At 59.7% G+C, this 16,376-nt stretch carries 13 protein-coding genes; 4 read left to right on the top strand and 9 right to left on the bottom strand.

Annotated elements, in window-relative coordinates:
* Positions 1-28: 28 nt before the first annotated feature.
* Both QMK58_RS21775 and QMK58_RS21780 read left to right on the top strand, forming a co-directional pair.
* Positions 29-1,150: an HlyD family secretion protein gene (locus QMK58_RS21775; protein WP_320395420.1), complete on the top strand. Its 1,122-nt coding sequence runs from the start codon at positions 29-31 to the stop codon at positions 1,148-1,150.
* A complete protein-coding gene (locus QMK58_RS21780) occupies positions 1,147-2,739 on the top strand; it encodes a DHA2 family efflux MFS transporter permease subunit (RefSeq protein ID WP_320395421.1) in 1,593 nt (530 codons plus the stop codon). Before QMK58_RS21775 ends, QMK58_RS21780 begins: the two co-directional genes overlap by 4 nt.
* A 21-nt stretch (positions 2,740-2,760) precedes the next feature.
* On the opposite strand, the gene QMK58_RS21785 is transcribed toward QMK58_RS21780, so the two are convergent.
* From QMK58_RS21785 to QMK58_RS21800, 4 genes are all read right to left on the bottom strand, one after another.
* On the bottom strand, positions 2,761-3,201 hold the full coding sequence (locus QMK58_RS21785; protein ID WP_053157241.1) for a carboxymuconolactone decarboxylase family protein: 441 nt from the start codon (positions 3,199-3,201) through the stop codon (positions 2,761-2,763).
* Positions 3,202-3,379: 178 nt separating this feature from the next.
* Positions 3,380-4,822, bottom strand: a complete 1,443-nt coding sequence (locus QMK58_RS21790) for a mechanosensitive ion channel family protein (protein ID WP_320395422.1) — start codon at positions 4,820-4,822, stop codon at positions 3,380-3,382.
* A 138-nt stretch (positions 4,823-4,960) separates the two neighbouring features.
* Positions 4,961-5,647 carry an isochorismatase family protein gene (locus QMK58_RS21795; RefSeq protein ID WP_053157234.1) on the bottom strand — a complete coding sequence of 229 codons (687 nt, stop codon included), beginning with the start codon at positions 5,645-5,647 and terminating at the stop codon, positions 4,961-4,963.
* 94 nt (positions 5,648-5,741) lie between these two features.
* On the bottom strand, positions 5,742-6,608 hold the full coding sequence (locus tag QMK58_RS21800) for a pirin family protein (RefSeq protein WP_320395423.1): 867 nt from the start codon (positions 6,606-6,608) through the stop codon (positions 5,742-5,744).
* 104 nt (positions 6,609-6,712) lie between these two features.
* Here QMK58_RS21800 and QMK58_RS21805 point away from each other — a divergent pair, with 104 nt between their 5' ends.
* The gene (locus tag QMK58_RS21805) at positions 6,713-7,621 is read left to right on the top strand and encodes a LysR family transcriptional regulator (protein ID WP_053157228.1); all 909 of its coding nucleotides are present in this window, start codon (positions 6,713-6,715) and stop codon (positions 7,619-7,621) included.
* A gap of 22 nt (positions 7,622-7,643) precedes the next feature.
* Here the strand turns inward: QMK58_RS21805 and QMK58_RS21810 are convergent, their stop codons facing one another.
* Positions 7,644-7,895: a hypothetical protein gene (locus tag QMK58_RS21810; RefSeq protein ID WP_053157224.1), complete on the bottom strand. Its 252-nt coding sequence runs from the start codon at positions 7,893-7,895 to the stop codon at positions 7,644-7,646.
* Between the two features lie 2 nt (positions 7,896-7,897).
* Between QMK58_RS21810 and dkgB the strand changes: the two genes are divergently transcribed.
* Positions 7,898-8,701, top strand: coding sequence for a 2,5-didehydrogluconate reductase DkgB (dkgB, locus tag QMK58_RS21815; protein WP_320395424.1), 804 nt, complete (start codon positions 7,898-7,900; stop codon positions 8,699-8,701).
* Positions 8,702-8,703: 2 nt separating this feature from the next.
* Here the strand turns inward: dkgB and QMK58_RS21820 are convergent, their stop codons facing one another.
* From QMK58_RS21820 to mgtA, 4 genes are all read right to left on the bottom strand, one after another.
* Positions 8,704-11,931 carry a transporter substrate-binding domain-containing protein gene (locus QMK58_RS21820; RefSeq protein WP_320395425.1) on the bottom strand — a complete coding sequence of 1,076 codons (3,228 nt, stop codon included), beginning with the start codon at positions 11,929-11,931 and terminating at the stop codon, positions 8,704-8,706.
* Positions 11,932-12,558, bottom strand: coding sequence for a response regulator transcription factor (locus QMK58_RS21825; protein ID WP_053157215.1), 627 nt, complete (start codon positions 12,556-12,558; stop codon positions 11,932-11,934).
* 99 nt (positions 12,559-12,657) lie between these two features.
* On the bottom strand, positions 12,658-13,062 hold the full coding sequence (locus QMK58_RS21830) for a chemotaxis protein CheY (RefSeq protein WP_320395426.1): 405 nt from the start codon (positions 13,060-13,062) through the stop codon (positions 12,658-12,660).
* Positions 13,063-13,234: 172 nt separating this feature from the next.
* On the bottom strand, positions 13,235-15,949 hold the full coding sequence (mgtA, locus tag QMK58_RS21835; protein ID WP_320395427.1) for a magnesium-translocating P-type ATPase: 2,715 nt from the start codon (positions 15,947-15,949) through the stop codon (positions 13,235-13,237).
* Positions 15,950-16,376: the final 427 nt, after the last annotated feature.

Below are 16,376 nucleotides of genomic sequence, written 5' to 3' on the forward strand. Positions count from 1 at the left end.
TCAAATCTGATTCCGACAGGTAATCCCCATGACCAGCATGTCCACCGTTGAACCTGACCTGGCCTCCCCGGTGAAGCCTGCCAAACCGCCGATGCTCAAGCGCCTGCTGCTGCCGACGCTGGGAATTGCGGCACTGATGCTGGCCGGTGTGTATGGCACGCATTGGTGGACAGCCGGGCGCTTCATCGAAGAAACCGACGACGCCTACATCGGTGGTGACGTGACGGTCATCGGGCCAAAAGTCGCGGGATACATCGACCAAGTACTGGTGGGCGACAACCAGAAGGTCAAGGCCGGCGACGTGCTGATTCGCCTCGATGCGCGCGACTATCGTGCCCACCTGGCCAAGGCTGAGGGCGCAATCGCTGCCGAAGAAGCGTTGCTCGACAATCTCGATGCTACCGAGCAACTGCAACAAGCCGTCATTGGCCAGGCCCGGGCCGGTATTGATGCCGCCGGGGCTGAAACCGCCCGTTCCCGGGACGATGATGCGCGTTACAAAAAACTGGTCACCACCAACGCCGTCTCGGTGGAAAGCGCACAACGGGCCAACGCCACCTTCAAGACCGCCCAGGCCCAGAGCAACCGCGCCGAGGCCGAACTGCTGGCGGCGCAACGCCAGTTGAATGTGATCGCGACGCAAAAACAGCAAGCCCGTGCGGCATTGATTCAGGCAAAAGCCGAACGAGACCTGGCACAACTGAATGTCGAGTACACCGAACTGCGGGCACCGGTCGATGGCGTGATCGGCAACCGGCGGGCGCGGGTCGGCGCCTATGCCCAGGCTGGTTCGCAGTTACTCTCGGTGGTGCCGGCCAGTGGTTTGTGGGTCGATGCCAATTTCAAGGAAGACCAGCTGGCGCACATGATTGCGGGGCAACGGGTAGTGATTCACGCCGATGTGCTCTCAGGGCAGGAATTTCACGGTCACCTGGACAGCCTCGCCCCCGCCAGCGGTTCGCAATTCAGCGTGCTGCCTCCGGAGAACGCCACCGGCAACTTCACCAAAATCGTGCAACGTGTACCGGTGCGTATTCACCTGGACCCGGCCGACAGCCTGCTCGGTCATCTGCGTCCCGGTCTGTCGGTGACCGCTGAAGTCGACACTCGCAGGGAACCTGAAAGCCCCACCGTGGCCAGCGCACCATGAGCCGTGCCCTCGCCGTCCCGGTGCAACCTTTCGATGCGGCGAGCATGGCGACCGGGACCAAAGTCTTCGCGTTTGCCACCATGTGCATCGGTATGTTCATCGCACTGCTGGATATCCAGATTGTCTCCGCGTCGTTGCGCGACATCGGCGGCGGGCTCTCAGCCGGTACCGACGAAACCGCCTGGGTACAGACCAGCTACCTGATCGCCGAAATCATCGTGATACCGCTGTCCGGCTGGCTGTCCCGAGTGTTTTCCACGCGCTGGCTGTTTTGCGCCTCTGCGGTGGGTTTCACCCTGACCAGTCTGTTGTGCGGCGCGGCCTGGAACATCCAGAGCATGATTACCTTCCGCGCCCTGCAGGGTTTTCTTGGCGGCTCGATGATCCCGCTGGTGTTCACCACGGCGTTCTTTTTCTTCACCGGCAAACAGCGGGTGATTGCTGCCGCCACCATCGGCGCCGTGGCTTCGCTGGCCCCGACCCTGGGGCCGGTGATCGGCGGCTGGATCACCGATGTGTCGTCCTGGCATTGGCTGTTCTACATCAACCTCGTACCGGGGATCTTCGTCGCGGTGGCCGTGCCCTTGCTGGTGAAAATCGACCAACCGGAATTGTCGCTGCTCAAAGGCGCGGACTACTTGAGCATGGTGTTTCTGGCGCTGTTCCTCGGCTGCCTGGAATACACCCTCGAAGAAGGCCCGCGCTGGAACTGGTTCAGCGATCACACCATCCTGACCACGGCGTGGATCAGCGGCCTGTCGGGCCTGGCGTTCATCGGCCGGACTTTGCACGTGGCCAATCCGATTGTCGATCTGCGCGCCCTGAAGGATCGCAATTTCGCGCTCGGCTGTTTCTTCTCGTTCGTCACCGGCATCGGCCTGTTCGCCACCATTTACCTGACGCCGTTGTTTCTCGGGCGGGTGCGCGGCTATGGCGCGCTGGACATTGGCCTGGCGGTTTTCTCCACCGGGGTGTTCCAGGTCATGGCTATTCCGCTGTATGCCTTTCTGGCCAACCGCGTGGACCTGCGCTGGATCATGATGACCGGGCTTGGGTTGTTCGCGTTGTCGATGTGGGATTTCAGCCCGATCACCCATGACTGGGGGGCCAAAGAACTCATGCTGCCGCAAGCCCTGCGTGGCATTGCCCAGCAATTGGCGGTGCCGCCAGCGGTGACCTTGACCCTCGGCGGTTTGGCACCGGCGCGGCTCAAACATGCGTCGGGCTTGTTCAACCTGATGCGCAATCTGGGCGGCGCCATTGGCATCGCCGCGTGCGCGACCATTCTCAATGACCGCACCAACCTGCATTTCACGCGGCTGGCGGAAAACCTCAACAGCACCAACGAAGCGCTCAACCAATGGCTGACTCAGGTGGGCAACAACTTCGCCACCCTCGGCCAGGGCGGCGATGTCGGTGTCACCGCCGCCCTGCATCATCTGTGGTTGCTGACCTATCGTGAGGCGCAGACACAGACCTATGGCGATGCGTTTCTGATGATCATGGTCTGCTTCATCATCGCCACGGCGATGGTGCCGCTGATGCGCAAAGTGCAACCACCGGCCGCACCGAGTGCCGATGCTCATTGAGCCTCGGCACCCTTGTTGAAATCAGGCCTGAGGGGTTTTGCGGAAACCGACGGCCAGACGGTTCCAGCTGTTGATGGTGCTGATCGCCACGGTCAGATCGACCATTTCCTTGGGCGTGAACCGGGCGCTGACCACTTCGTAGTCTTCATCCGGTGCATGGGTCAGGCTCAGTTGGGTCAGGGATTCGGTCCAGAGCAGCGCGGCACGTTCACGCTCGCTGAAGAACGGTGCCTCGCGCCAGGCCGTCACGGCGAACAGGCGACGCGGGGTTTCGCCACCCTTGATTGCGTCGCTGGTGTGCATGTCGATGCAGAAGGCGCAGCCGTTGATTTGCGAAGCGCGCAGCTTGACCAGTTCAATCAGGTTCTTTTCCAGCGGCAGCTTCGACACTGCGGTTTCCAACGCGATCATCGCTTTGAGGGCATCAGGGGACGCGGTGTAAAAATCGATACGCGGTTGCATGGTCTGCTCCAGGGCAAGTGGGTGTGTGACTACGTTAGCCCCCCGCCCCGGTTGCACAAATAGCCAATATTCCAGAAGTCGAGGAGGCCATTGGGTTTTGCTCACGGCGGTCATCGCGAGCAAGCTCGCTCCTACAGGGAACACGGTCATATGTGAGAGTGAACCGCGCAGCGGCCATTCAAACCCGATTGCGCAACCACTGCAAAAAGCCCTTTTTCGCCTCCGCCACCGGCAGCTCCTGAGTCAGGGTTTTCGCTTTGTACAACCGGTAATCGAGCAAGGTTTTCATCGCATCGCCGATGTCGTGACGGGCATCCAGGCATGGCTTGAGGTACGACTTTTCGATGCGGTACAAGCCACAAAAGGTCTTGGCGGTAAACTGCGCGGGCACCGAACTGTCGTCCAGGATGCCGGCCTCGCCAATCACTTCACCCGGCCCCATGCGCCCGGATTCGAAAGGTTCACCGTGCCGGGTCAGCGTCACCGTCACCACCCCCGACTCGATGATGAACAAGTGATCACTGACCTCCCCCGCGCCGAGGATCGTTTCCCCGGCGCGGAAGGTTTGCAGGGTCATGTTCTGGCTGAAGGTGTCCTTTTCCTCCTGACGCAAAGTAGAGAAAATCGGCGAACTGTCGAGCAATGCCCGGGGCCGTGACAGGTTGTCGGACAGCGTGGGTTCGACGCTCGACAACAGGTTGACCCCGGACGCCTGCAAGTGTCGGTACGCCAGGTCGAACAGCTGATTGCGCACCGTGCGTTTCTCGCTCATCGACGCGACAAACCCGCTGATTTCGTATTCCACACCCGTGCTGCTGGAACCTTTCAATGCGACGCTCGGTGCCGGTGTGTCCAGCAGAAAACGGCAACCTTGCATGGCGCGCTCAAGCGCATCGATCACCGTATTCGGTCGCGCATGGGGGCTCACTTGAAGGGTGATGGATACGCCGAACATATCGCTCGGACGGCTGAAGTTGATGATCTTGGCCTTGGCGGCCAGGGAATTGGGAATCACCGCCAGGCTGCCTTGAGCGGTTTGCAGGCGCGTGGCCCGCCAGTCGATGTCGGTGACTCGGCCTTCGGTGCCGTCGATGGAGATCCAGTCATCCAGTTGATAGGGTTTGGTGGTGTTCAGGACGATCCCGGAAAACACGTCGCTGAGGGTACTTTGCAACGCCAGACCGACGATGATTGCCAACGCACCGGATGTCGCCAGAACGCCTTTGACCGGCAATTCGAGCACGTAGGCCAGCGCGGCGATGACCGCAATCAGAAAAATCACCGCGCCAAGCAAATCCTGAAGCAGCCGCCCGGTGTGCCCTACCCGCTGCATCATCACGGCGCCGATCAGTACGGTCAGGGTCCGCGCGCCGAACAGCCACCAACCAATCTGCAAACCAGTCGCCGCCAGATGCAGGGGTACGTTTTCAGGCCACGGCGCAGGCTCGAGCGGATTGAGACCTTCGTTGAACAGCAGAACACTGAACAACGCAAAAATCACCACCCGCACCAACAGCCGCCAGCCACTGCCCATCGTACTGAGCAAGCGCCACAAACCCAGGTCGATCAGGATCAGCAGCATCGCGCAGATCAGCGGGTGTTCGGTGAGCAATGACAGCATCAAACAACTCCAGCAAAGGCCAATGAGGCGAAGATCGCACAGATTGGCCATAGTGTAGGAGCAATTGATTTGAGTGATTCTGTCGGCATCAAAAAACAAATGTGGGAACGAGCAGGCTCGTTCCCGGTAAAGGGGACCTCAGGTGCGTTGCGAATCCAGCACTTCGTGTTCGTTCGCCACTTGCTGGGCCTTGAGGTAGCTCTCGATCAGCAATTGATAATGCGGCATGGCCTGGGCGTAGACCGCCGCCCACTCTTGCGCGTCCGGACGGTTCCACGAACCTTGCAGCTCGGACAGCGTCGCCATGATGTCGATCGGCACCACACCGGCCTGGGCGAGACGGGCAATGGTCAGGTCGGTGGCAAGTTTCGAGTGGTTGCCCGAGGCATCGACCACGGCAAACACTTTGTAGCCTTCATGCACGGCCGCGATGGACGGGAACGCCAGGCACACGCTGGTCAGGGTGCCGGCGATCACCAGGGTTTTCTTGCCGGTGGCTTTGACCGCGGCGTGAAACTGCGCGTTATCCCAGGCGTTGATTTCACCTTTACGCGCCACGTATTGCGCATGGGGCGCCGCCTCGTGAATTTCCGGAATCAACGGCCCGTTCGGCCCTTGTGGAACAGAGGCAGTGGTGATCACCGGCATCTTGAGCAAGGTCGCAGCCTTGGCCAGGGCGATGGCGTTGGCGCGCAATTGCGGTACGTCCATGTCCTTGACGATCTGGAACAGCCCGCTCTGGTGGTCGATCAACAGCATCGCGCTGTCGTTGGGGTCGATGGTCGGTTTCTGGCCGTTGAAGTTGGCCGCGTTGACGGTGTTCATGAGCGTTTCCTCTTTCGTTTGGGCAACAGCCATCCCTGGCCTGAGAACCGGCCTACTCATCCTGTGTAGAGTCGGGTTATGGAAGGGCTACGGATTAACCGTGCATCTGGCCGAAGCGGCCGGACTGGAAGTCGGCGAAGGCCTGGTGGATTTCCTGCTCGGTGTTCATCACGAACGGTCCGTGGCCGACAATCGGTTCGTCGATCGGCTCGCCGCTGAGCAACAACACCACTGCGTCGCCATTGGCTTCGAGGGTCAACTGATCGCCATCGCGCTCCAACAGGGCCAGTTGCCCCTCGCGCACCAGCTCCAGACCATTGACCTGAACCGTGCCGCGCAGCACCACCAGTGCAGTGTTGCGACCTTCATGCAGGTCCAGTGTCAGCAACTTGCCGCCGTTGAGACGCAGATCCCAGACATCAATCGGGGTGAACGTGCGCGATGGGCCGGTACGGCCGTCGAACTCACCGGCGATCAGGCGCAGGCTACCGGCGTTGTCCTTCAGGGTGATGTTCGGGATATCACCATCGAGGATCGTCTGGTAACCGGGCTCGGCCATTTTGTCCTTGGCGGGCAGGTTGACCCACAGTTGCACCATCTCCAGGGTCCCGCCGCTTTTGGCGAAGTCTGCGGAGTGAAACTCCTCATGCAGGATGCCCGAGGCGGCGGTCATCCATTGCACGTCGCCGGGGCCGATCTTGCCGCCACTGCCAGTAGAGTCGCGGTGTTCGACTTCACCCTTGTAAACGATAGTCACGGTTTCGAAGCCACGGTGCGGATGCTGACCAACGCCACGTCGCTCGGTGGTCGGCGTAAATTCCGCAGGCCCGGCGTGGTCAAGCAGCAAGAATGGGCTGATGTGTTTGCCCAGGTTGTCGTAGGAAAACAGCGTGCGAACCGGAAAACCGTCGCCGACCCAATGGGCCCGTGGGCTGGTGTAGATACCGATGATGTTTTTCATGGTCTCTCCTGATGAAGTGAATGAAGCCATGGACAAAGCTTAAAACCATGACCTTTGCTGCGCTAGACTGCAAAAATCAGCTTTAGCGTTCTATCTGGAGAACGATGGTGGAAGACCTCAACACCCTCTACTACTTCACCCAAGTGGTGGAACATCATGGTTTTGCCGCTGCCGGGCGGGCGCTGGACATGCCCAAGTCCAAGCTCAGCCGTCGCATTGCGCAACTTGAAGAGCGCCTCGGCGTGCGTCTGTTGCACCGCACCAGTCGGCATTGCTCACTGACCGAAATTGGCCAGGCTTACTACCAGCGTTGCCTGGCCATGCGCGTGGAAGCGGAAAGCGCCGCCGAACTGATCGAGCGCAACCGCGCCGAGCCCCAGGGGATGGTGCGCGTCAGTTGTCCGACCGCGCTGCTCAATTCCTGGGTCGGGCCGATGTTGTCCCGCTATCTGCTCAAGTACCCCTTGGTGGAGTTGTTCATCGAGAGCACCAACCGTCGGGTCGACCTGATTCACGAAGGTTTCGACATTGCGCTGCGGGTGCGTTTTCCACCGCTGGAAAACTCCGACATGGTGATGAAGGTATTGGGTAACAGCACCCAGAGCGTCGTCGGCAGCCCGGCGCTCGCGCAGCGCCTGTCGACCCCGCCGTCACCGGCCGATCTCAGTGGTTTGCCGAGCCTGCATTGGGGCGCAGCGCAGCGTGAGTATCAATGGGAACTGTTCGGCGCCGACGGCAGCACCGCGCTGATCCGGCACACGCCAAGGATGGTCACCGATGACCTGTTGGCCTTGCGTCATGCGGCGGTTGCCGGCATCGGTGTCGTGCACCTGCCGAGCGTTGTGGTACGCAATGAAATCGCCGCCGGGCGTCTGGTGGAACTGGTGCCGGGTTGGGCGCCGCAGAGCGGCGTCATCCACGCCATTTTTCCATCACGACGCGGGTTGCTGCCGTCGGTGCGCACGCTGATAGATTTTCTCGGTGAGGAATTCAGTCGCAGTGATATTGCCTGAAGGCAGCTACAAGCTTTGAGCTTCAAGCGGCAAGTTGATCGGTCAGGTTCTGGAACCTCGTCGCCCCTATCGCGAGCAGGCTCGCACACAAGGGAATGCGGTCAAATGTGTGAGCGAGCCTGCTCGCGATGAGGGCAGCACAATCACCATCAATCTCTCTGACTTCAGGCGATTCGTGATTTGCGGTAAACATTGCTTTGCCAATCCAGCGGTTTTTCCCGGGCACACAGACGCCGATACTGGCGCCCATTCCCGCTGCAATCACTGGAGTCATACATGTCTATCCCCGCATTCGGCCTGGGCACCTTTCGCTTGCAAGGCCAGGTTGTCATCGATTCGGTGAGCACCGGCCTGGAACTGGGCTACCGTGCCATCGACACCGCGCAAATCTACGAAAACGAAGCCGAGGTCGGCCAAGCCATTGCTGCCAGCGGTGTGGCCCGTGATGAGCTGTTCATCACCAGCAAGATCTGGGTCGCCAACTTCGCCCGGGATCGCTTGATCGAAAGCCTCAAGGAGAGCCTGCGCAAGCTGCAAACCGACTGCCTGGACCTGACCCTGATCCACTGGCCATCACCGGAAGACCAGATACCGGTCGAGGAATTCATGGGTGCCCTGCTGGAAGCCAGGCAACTGGGACTGACCCGGCAAATCGGCGTGTCCAACTTCACCATCGACCTGATGAAGCAGGCCATTGCCGCCATTGGTGCCGAACACATCGCCACCAACCAGATCGAACTGCACCCGTACCTGCAAAACCGTAAAGTCGCCGAGTTCGCCCAGAGCCAGGGCATCGGGATCACCTCATACATGACGCTGGCCTACGGTGAAGTGCTCAAAGACCCGGTCATCCAGCAAATTGCCGAGCGCCTTCAGGCGACCGCGGCTCAGGTCACCCTGGCCTGGGCCCTGCAATCGGGTTATGCGGTCATCCCTTCCTCGACCCGACGCGCCAACCTTGAAAGCAACCTGTGCGCCACTGCTCTGACGCTGAGCGAGGCCGATATGGGCTTGATCGCAGCACTGGATCGCGGCCAGCGCCTGACCAGCCCGAAAGGCATCGCGCCAGCCTGGGACTGAATTCAATCCTGTTGAAGCTTCCGGTCCAGCCGGGCCATGGCTTGTTGCAACTGATCGACGGCATCGTCGATCAGCGGCGCGTGGTCACTATTGAGCGCCCGCTCCAGTTGCTCGCAACACTCCACCAGGGCCAGCGCCCGAATCAGCAGCGCCCCACCCTTGATCCGGTGCGCCAGTTCGCGCAAACCGGAACGATTGCCGCTGGTATGCATGGCGAGCAGATGAACGCGATCCTCGCGGTTGCTCAACTCCAGGTCATGTAGCAGCTGATCCATGAGTTCACGTTCCGTATCGGCATATCGATCCAGTCCACTTAAATCGAACTCCACCGGACCGTCGTCGACCTGCTTCGCTGACACTTCAGCAAAACGCTGTGCCAACCACACCTGCAGATCCATCAAGCGAATGGGCTTGAACAGGCAATCGTCCATGCCCGCCTCCTGGCAGCGGATCTTCTCCTGCGTTTGTGCATTGGCGGTAAAGCCCAGGATCAGCAGCGGCGGTAAACCCTGCCGGCGTTCTTCATCGCGTATCGCTCGTGCCAACTCGTAGCCGCTGAGCACTGGCATGCTGCAATCTGTAATAACCACGTCGAGCTTATGCGCATGCCATTGCTCAAGGGCCTGCGCGCCGTTCTCCGCCAGGAGCACGCGGTGCCCCAGATAGCTCAGCTGCCGTGAGAGCAGCAATCGATTGGCCGGATAATCGTCGACCACCAGAATCGTCAAGGACCGGGTGCAGAGCGGAGCCTCGCATTGGCGCAACTCGCTCTCGGGCAGCGGCGGCAAGACGATCAAATCAAGGTTGATGTCGACCCGCGTTCCCTCCCCCAGCGCGCTATCGAGCTTCAATCGCCCGCCCATCATTTCGCACAGCGTACGACTGATCACCAACCCCAGCCCGGAACCCTGCCCGGCTGATTGTTGGTTGTTGCCCGCCTGCGCGAAGGGACTGAACAGGCGCCGCTGGTCGAAAGCACTGATACCGATACCGCTGTCGGCAATGCGCACGCTGACAGCCAAATGCGCTGACGGCCTTGGCTGCGCCCGCAAGGTCAGGCTTACCGCACCTTCGTGGGTGAACTTGATGGCGTTGCTCAACAGATTGGACAGCACCTGCTTGAGGCGCAGTGGATCGAGCATCACATCGCAATCACTCTGATTGTCCAGCTCGACCCGCCATTGCAGGTTTTTCTGCACCGCCAGACCTTCGAAAACTCGACAGACCGAGGCCACCAACGCCCGCAAGTTGACCCGTTCCGGCGTCAGCGACAAATGCCCGGACTCGATACGAGCGATGTCCAGAATGTCGCCGATCAACGCCAGCAACTGTTGCCCTGCATGGGAGGCGACTTCGATGGCGGAACGATCCGTCACGCCTTCATCCGCCCGCTTCAGCGCCAGTTCGAGCATGCCGAGCAATGCATTCATCGGCGTGCGGATTTCATGGCTCATGGTTGCCAGAAACGTGGTTTTTGCACGATTGGCATCGTCCGCGGCATCCTTGGCCTCCTGCAATTGGCAGAGCCATTGCTGACGCTGCCGAATTTGCCGGCGCTGCCACAGGATCCCCACCAATGCGAACAGCAGCAGAATGCCCGCGATTGAAAACGCCTGCAAAATCGCTTGCCGATGCCGCAGCCAGTAGCTCTGCTCCACCATTGAGTCGTAGCGCCAGGGTTGGGTCAGCTCGTCGATTTCATCGGGAGGAATACTCAATAACGCCTTGTCCAGAATCGAGTGCAGCTCGATCGCATCCCGGCTGGTCGCCAAGGTACTGCGGGCGGGATCCGTGCCCACGGTACTGGTCACTTGCAGGCGATCGTGGTACTGCCGGGCGATCAGGTAACGGGCGCTGATCAGTGAGTTGATGCCACCCTGCACTTTGCCTTGGTCGACCATCTCCATGGCGTCATTGGTCAAAGGAGCATCCACCATCTGGATCAATGGAAAGTGCTGCCGAATGAAATCACCGGTAATATTGCCATAGGTCAACGCCAGGACCTTCCCGGCCATATCGTCCAGCGTCCTGGGGCTGTCCGGTGCCGCCCGGGTCACCAGCACCGACGGGCTGTTGAGAAAGGAGCGGGTAAAACGCAACGTTCCTTCGCGCTGGGAACTGAGTCCAATGCCCGCCAACACGTCGACCTGGCCATCCTTGATACCCGTCAGCATGTCCGTCACGGACTTCATGCCACGGACATCGAATTGCAACCCGGTACGCTGGCTGATTTTCGCCAGCACATCGATGACGATTCCACGAAACCTGCCCTTGCTGTCGATGAAGGAAATCGGCGGGATATTCACGTTGATCGCCACGTTCACACGCGGATGCCGTTCGAGCCAACGCTGCTCCGACACACTGAGCTGCAGCGGCTGATTGCCCGGGATGGAGGCTCCATTCGCGCCCCAGCGCCGCAGGATATTCATCTGTTCATTGGTGGTGACGAGCGCCAGCGCCTTGTTGACGATGCGCAACAACGGCGAGTTGTCACGGCTCATCGCAAACGCAAAGACACCGGACTCCATGGGCGAAAAATCAGCCAGCTGGACATTGCCCAGATAGTTTTTGCTGATCAGGTAATTGGCACTGATTGCATCTCCCAGGTACACATCAGCCTGACCAAACGCCACCGCCCCCATGGCGGCCAGGGTTGAGGGGAATAGTTTCAACTGCGCACGGGAATAGAACCGTTGCACGCTGTGTTCGGGCAAATAGTGATAAAGCGTCACCAGCCGTTTGCCGGCCAGCGTCGGATCCAGCGCCACCGTGGAGTCATCGACCGTGACCAATACCGGTTGATCGACCGCATAGGCGCTGGACATCTGTAACTGCGGGTCCTCGGACTCAAAACGATTGGCCGTTCCCAGCAAGTCAGCCTGCCCTTCCTTGATCGCCTGCACCGCTTCGGCTCGCGACGGATAGCGTCGAACCTCGATCCTGAGTCCCAGAAGCTGCTCGAGGAGGCCAGCGTAATCGGCGGTGATGCCCTCGAACACCTTGCCCGCGGTATTGAATTCGAAGGGCGGATAATCCGGGGCCGAGACCGCCAGCACCAGCTGTCCCTTTTGCTGCAACCAGCGTGATTCGCTCTCCGACAGTTTGACGGAAACACCTTCAAGGCTGGAGCGCCCCAGCAACGCCAGTGAGTGCGGTTGCGCCCAGGCCATCGATGCCCACAGGAAGAGGCCAGCCAGCGCCAGGGCAGGCAGTCGTCGAAATAAGTTCATTCAGATCAGTTGATTGCGCAAGGCAAAATCCCTCAAATGCACCAGGGAGCTGACGTTGAGCTTGTCGATCAAGCGTGTCTTGTAGGTACTGATGGTCTTGAAGCTCAGGTGCATGATGTCGGCAATTTCCTTGTTGCTCGACCCCCGGGCCAGGTATTGCAAAATGGTCAATTCACGGTTGGAGAGCCGATCAATCAGCTCTTTCTCAGTGCGCTGCAACGCCCCCCCCGAAACAAAACTCGACGCCAGCTGAACGAAACAGGTGTAACCGGCCATCACGGTCTTCACCGCGGTTTTCAGATCCTCCAGATCCTTGCACTTGGGGACAAATGCCGCCGCCCCGGCGCGCATGCAACGTTCCTGATAAAAACGGGCTTCAAGTGAGGTGAAGACCACGACCCGACAACGCGTCTTTTCGGATTTGATACGGTCCAGTACATCCAGCCCGTTCAGACCCGGCAGGCCCAGATCCAGTAGCAAGACATCCGGTCGATGTTCACGAAACATCGACAGGACCTCATCGCCTCGGGTTGCTTCATGGATTCGTTTGAACCCCAATTCCCTGAGTACGAATTTGATCATGGAACGAATAACCGGATGATCGTCCACAATCAGTGCCGACTTCATGAAAACTCCCTGTGCAAAGACACCACGAACGAGCAAAGGACGGGCCGCGTAAAGACGCAACGGCTGCGCTGAGACTCTTGCATGGAAGAATGGAAAGAACTACCTGACAGAAATGACAGTTCCGATGAATGGTTGCCGTGGATCGACGGTGGCCATCAGCTGCGTGATGGACGCCAGTTCGGGCAGAGCGGCATGGCTCACCTGAACATGCCCGCCGGCAATGATGGGTAGCTGCGCCTGCAGGCCGTCGAAGATGAACACGTGACGGGCCTGTGGGTTGTCGACGAAAAAATCCAAGAGGTTCAACTGCCCATCGGCCAATGCCCCGTTCACAACCACCAGATCGAAAGGCTCGGTGCTGTACTCCATCAAGCTCAGCAACTCGTTGACACCTTGCACCGGAGCCACTCGGAAATAACCCAGCTGGTTGAACAACCGCTCGATCCGCATACGGTGAAAGTGCTGCGTATCGGCAATCAGGATACGTAACGATTTATTGGGCACCCTGGACTCCTCTGACTGTCGGATTCATGAGGTCGCACAGGCTACGCAAGCCATAAGGATCAATCTGTAGGACTTTTCCCAAATACTGTAGGGACAACCCGACAACAGAGATAGATAACGGAGCGTCGTGGGTAGGGCTCCCACGCAATCCGTAGGAATGTTCATTACCTGCTTACTGCCAGCCGAACCGCCGGATATAGAAGCCTTTCACCGCTTGGGTCAGCGCCATGTATGCCAGCAAAATCACCGGCAGGAACACGAAGTACAGTGAGGGCAGCGCCTGCAATTTGAAGTAATGGGCCAGCGGTCCCATCGGCAGGAAAATCCCCACGGCCATGATCAGCCCGGTCATCACCAGCAACGGCATGGCCGCGCGGCTTTGCAGGAACGGGATCTTCGTCGTGCGGATCATGTGCACGATCAGGGTCTGGGTCAGCAGCCCGACCACGAACCACCCGGACTGGAACAGGGTCTGGTGATCCGGGGTGTTGGCATCGAACACGTACCACATCAAGGCGAAGGTGGTGATGTCGAAGATCGAGCTGATCGGCCCGAAAAACAGCATGAAGCGCCCGACATCTGCCGGCTGCCAACGCTGCGGTTGCTTGAGCATCTGCTCATCGACGTGATCGAACGGAATGGCGATCTGCGAAATGTCATACAGCAGGTTTTGCACCAGCAGGTGCATCGGCAGCATCGGCAGGAACGGAATGAACGCACTGGCCACCAGCACCGAGAACACGTTGCCGAAGTTTGAGCTGGCGGTCATCTTGATGTACTTGAGCATGTTGGCGAAGGTCCGGCGCCCTTCCAGCACGCCCTCCTCCAGCACCATCAGGCTCTTTTCCAGCAGGATGATGTCGGCCGCTTCCTTGGCGATGTCCACGGCGCTGTCTACCGAAATACCGATGTCGGCGGTGCGCAGGGCCGGGGCGTCGTTGATGCCGTCACCCATGAATCCAACCACATGGCCGTTGCCCTTGAGCAACCGGACGATACGCTCCTTGTGGGATGGCGTCAGTCTGGCGAAGACATTGGTAGTCTCCACAGCTTTCGCCAGCTCGGCATCGCTCATGCGTTGGATGTCGTTGGCCATCAGCAGGCCTTGCTGCTCCAGACCGACTTCGAGGCAGATCTTCGCGGTCACCCGTTCGTTGTCGCCAGTCAGCACTTTCACCGCCACGCCATGGGCAGCCAAGGCCTTGAGGGCTGGTGCGGTGCTTTCTTTTGGTGGATCAAGGAACGCCACGTAACCGATCAGGGTCAGTGCCTGTTCATCGGCAAGGCTGTAGGTGTCGCGCCCTTCGACCATTGGCCGTGCCGCCACAGCAACCACCCGCAGGCCTTCGGCGTTGAACGTGGCCGTGACCTGGCGGACTCGCGCCAGCAGTTCTTCGGTCAAGGCTTCATCGACTTCGCCATGGCGCACCCGCGAGCAGACTGCCAGCACCTCTTCCACCGCGCCCTTGCAGATCAGCAGGTGCGGTTGATCGCGCTCGGCGACCACCACCGACATGCGCCGGCGGGTGAAGTCGAACGGGATCTCGTCGACCTTGCGAAACGCTGTGCCGACTTTCAGCTCACGGTGGATTTCGACGTGTTCGAGCACCGCCACATCCAGCAGGTTCTTCAGGCCGGTCTGGTAGTAGCTGTTGAGGTAGGCCATTTCCAGCACATCATCGGAGTCATTGCCCCAGACGTCGACATTGCGCGCCAAGAAGATTTTGTCCTGGGTCAGGGTGCCGGTCTTGTCGGTGCACAGCACGTCCATGGCACCGAAATTCTGGATCGCGTCGAGGCGTTTGACGATGACCTTCTTGCGCGACAGGAACACTGCGCCTTTGGCCAGGGTCGAGGTGACGATCATCGGCAGCATTTCCGGGGTCAGGCCCACGGCAATCGACAGCGCGAACAGCAGTGCTTGGGTCCAGTCGCCCTTGGTGAAACCGTTGATGAACAACACCAGCGGCGCCATCACGAACATGAAGCGGATCAGCAGCCAGCTGACTTGGTTCACCCCGGTCTGGAACGAAGTCGGCGCCCGGTCGGTTGCACCCACGCGCTGGGCCAGTGCGCCGAAATAGGTGCTGTTGCCGGTGGTGAGTATCACCGCCATGGCTGTGCCCGATACCACGTTGGTGCCCATGAACAGTATGTTGTCCAGGTCCAGCGGGTTGCGGGTGTCGCAGGTCTGCTGACGGGGGAATTTTTCCACCGGCATCGATTCACCGGTCATCGCCGCCTGGCTGACGAACAGGTCCTTGGCGCTGAGTACCCGGCAATCGGCGGGGATCATGTCACCGGCGGACAACACGATCAGGTCGCCCGGCACCAAAAATCTGATCGGCAACTCGATGCGCCAGGCATTCTGATTGTCCAGGTCTCGGCGCATCACCGTGGCGGTGTTGCTGACCATGGCCTTTAGGGCGTCGGCGGCCTGGTTGGATCGGGTTTCCTGCCAGAAGCGCAGTAGGGTCGAGAGCACCACCATGGTGAAAATCACGATGGCGGCTTTCATGTCTTCGGTCAGCCAGGAGATGACCGCCAGCAGCGTCAACAGCAGGTTGAACGGATTCTTGTAGCAGTGCCACAGGTGCGACCACCAGGGCAGCGGCTGTTCGTGCTCGACTTCATTGAGGCCCAATTGCTCGCGCAGAACATCGGCTTCGAATTCGTTCAGGCCGTCGGTATGACTGCCCAGAGTGTTGAGCAAATGGCCGGTGTCGCTGCCGGCAGCGGCCACCAGGGTTTGCGCCAGGGCGGGCGGGACTTCACGGTTGACCGTGGTGTCGGTGAAGGTTTCCAGCAGCGCCAGACGGCGGAAGTGCCGGGCGATGTGGCGGTTACGCAGGAAGCCTGCGAAGAATTCCTTGAGGGTAAGTTTCATGGCGGGTGCCCCTTTGGCCAGCCGGGAAACCATCGAGCAGGCAGTCCATGCCGCTGCCGCCGGAACAACCGGCAAAGCAAGGCCTGGCGCGCCGATCACGAATGACAGGCGTGTCGAAAGAGCGCCAGCCACGACAAAAAGTCGAAACCACGCACCGTTCAGCGTCGATGAGAGAGGCGTCGGGACACGGTCGGGAGTGACCATGAACGGAATGCCGCTGCTCGCTTTTCGGCGAGACAACGGCACAGGAGACTGCGCGTTATCTTGCCGAGAAAATGCCGGTTACCGAAGCCGGCCGACAACTGTCACTCGAACAAATACCCACTGTGGGTCTCCGTGATTGATGAAAACGCGTGGAGCTTACGCCCCGATATTTGCAGCGTAAACCCGTTACAAAATCTTGCAGGGGCAATCGCAGGGATCTTCA

The organism is Pseudomonas sp. P8_241 (genome assembly GCF_034008315.1).
GTDB lineage: Bacteria > Pseudomonadota > Gammaproteobacteria > Pseudomonadales > Pseudomonadaceae > Aquipseudomonas.

Bases quoted from the DNA above. Each gene is read 5' to 3' on its own strand.
- QMK58_RS21810 (WP_053157224.1), bottom strand. From the start codon at position 7,895: ATGACTCCAGTGATTGCAGCGGGAATGGGCGCCAGTATCGGCGTCTGT.
- QMK58_RS21825 (WP_053157215.1), bottom strand. From the start codon at position 12,558: ATGAAGTCGGCACTGATTGTGGACGATCATCCGGTTATTCGTTCCATG.
- QMK58_RS21820 (WP_320395425.1), bottom strand. From the start codon at position 11,931: ATGAACTTATTTCGACGACTGCCTGCCCTGGCGCTGGCTGGCCTCTTC.
- QMK58_RS21795 (WP_053157234.1), bottom strand. From the start codon at position 5,647: ATGAACACCGTCAACGCGGCCAACTTCAACGGCCAGAAACCGACCATC.
- QMK58_RS21790 (WP_320395422.1), bottom strand. From the start codon at position 4,822: ATGCTGTCATTGCTCACCGAACACCCGCTGATCTGCGCGATGCTGCTG.
- QMK58_RS21785 (WP_053157241.1), bottom strand. From the start codon at position 3,201: ATGCAACCGCGTATCGATTTTTACACCGCGTCCCCTGATGCCCTCAAA.
- QMK58_RS21800 (WP_320395423.1), bottom strand. From the start codon at position 6,608: ATGAAAAACATCATCGGTATCTACACCAGCCCACGGGCCCATTGGGTC.
- QMK58_RS21805 (WP_053157228.1), top strand. From the start codon at position 6,713: ATGGTGGAAGACCTCAACACCCTCTACTACTTCACCCAAGTGGTGGAA.
- QMK58_RS21775 (WP_320395420.1), top strand. From the start codon at position 29: ATGACCAGCATGTCCACCGTTGAACCTGACCTGGCCTCCCCGGTGAAG.
- dkgB (WP_320395424.1), top strand. From the start codon at position 7,898: ATGTCTATCCCCGCATTCGGCCTGGGCACCTTTCGCTTGCAAGGCCAG.
- QMK58_RS21780 (WP_320395421.1), top strand. From the start codon at position 1,147: ATGAGCCGTGCCCTCGCCGTCCCGGTGCAACCTTTCGATGCGGCGAGC.
- mgtA (WP_320395427.1), bottom strand. From the start codon at position 15,949: ATGAAACTTACCCTCAAGGAATTCTTCGCAGGCTTCCTGCGTAACCGC.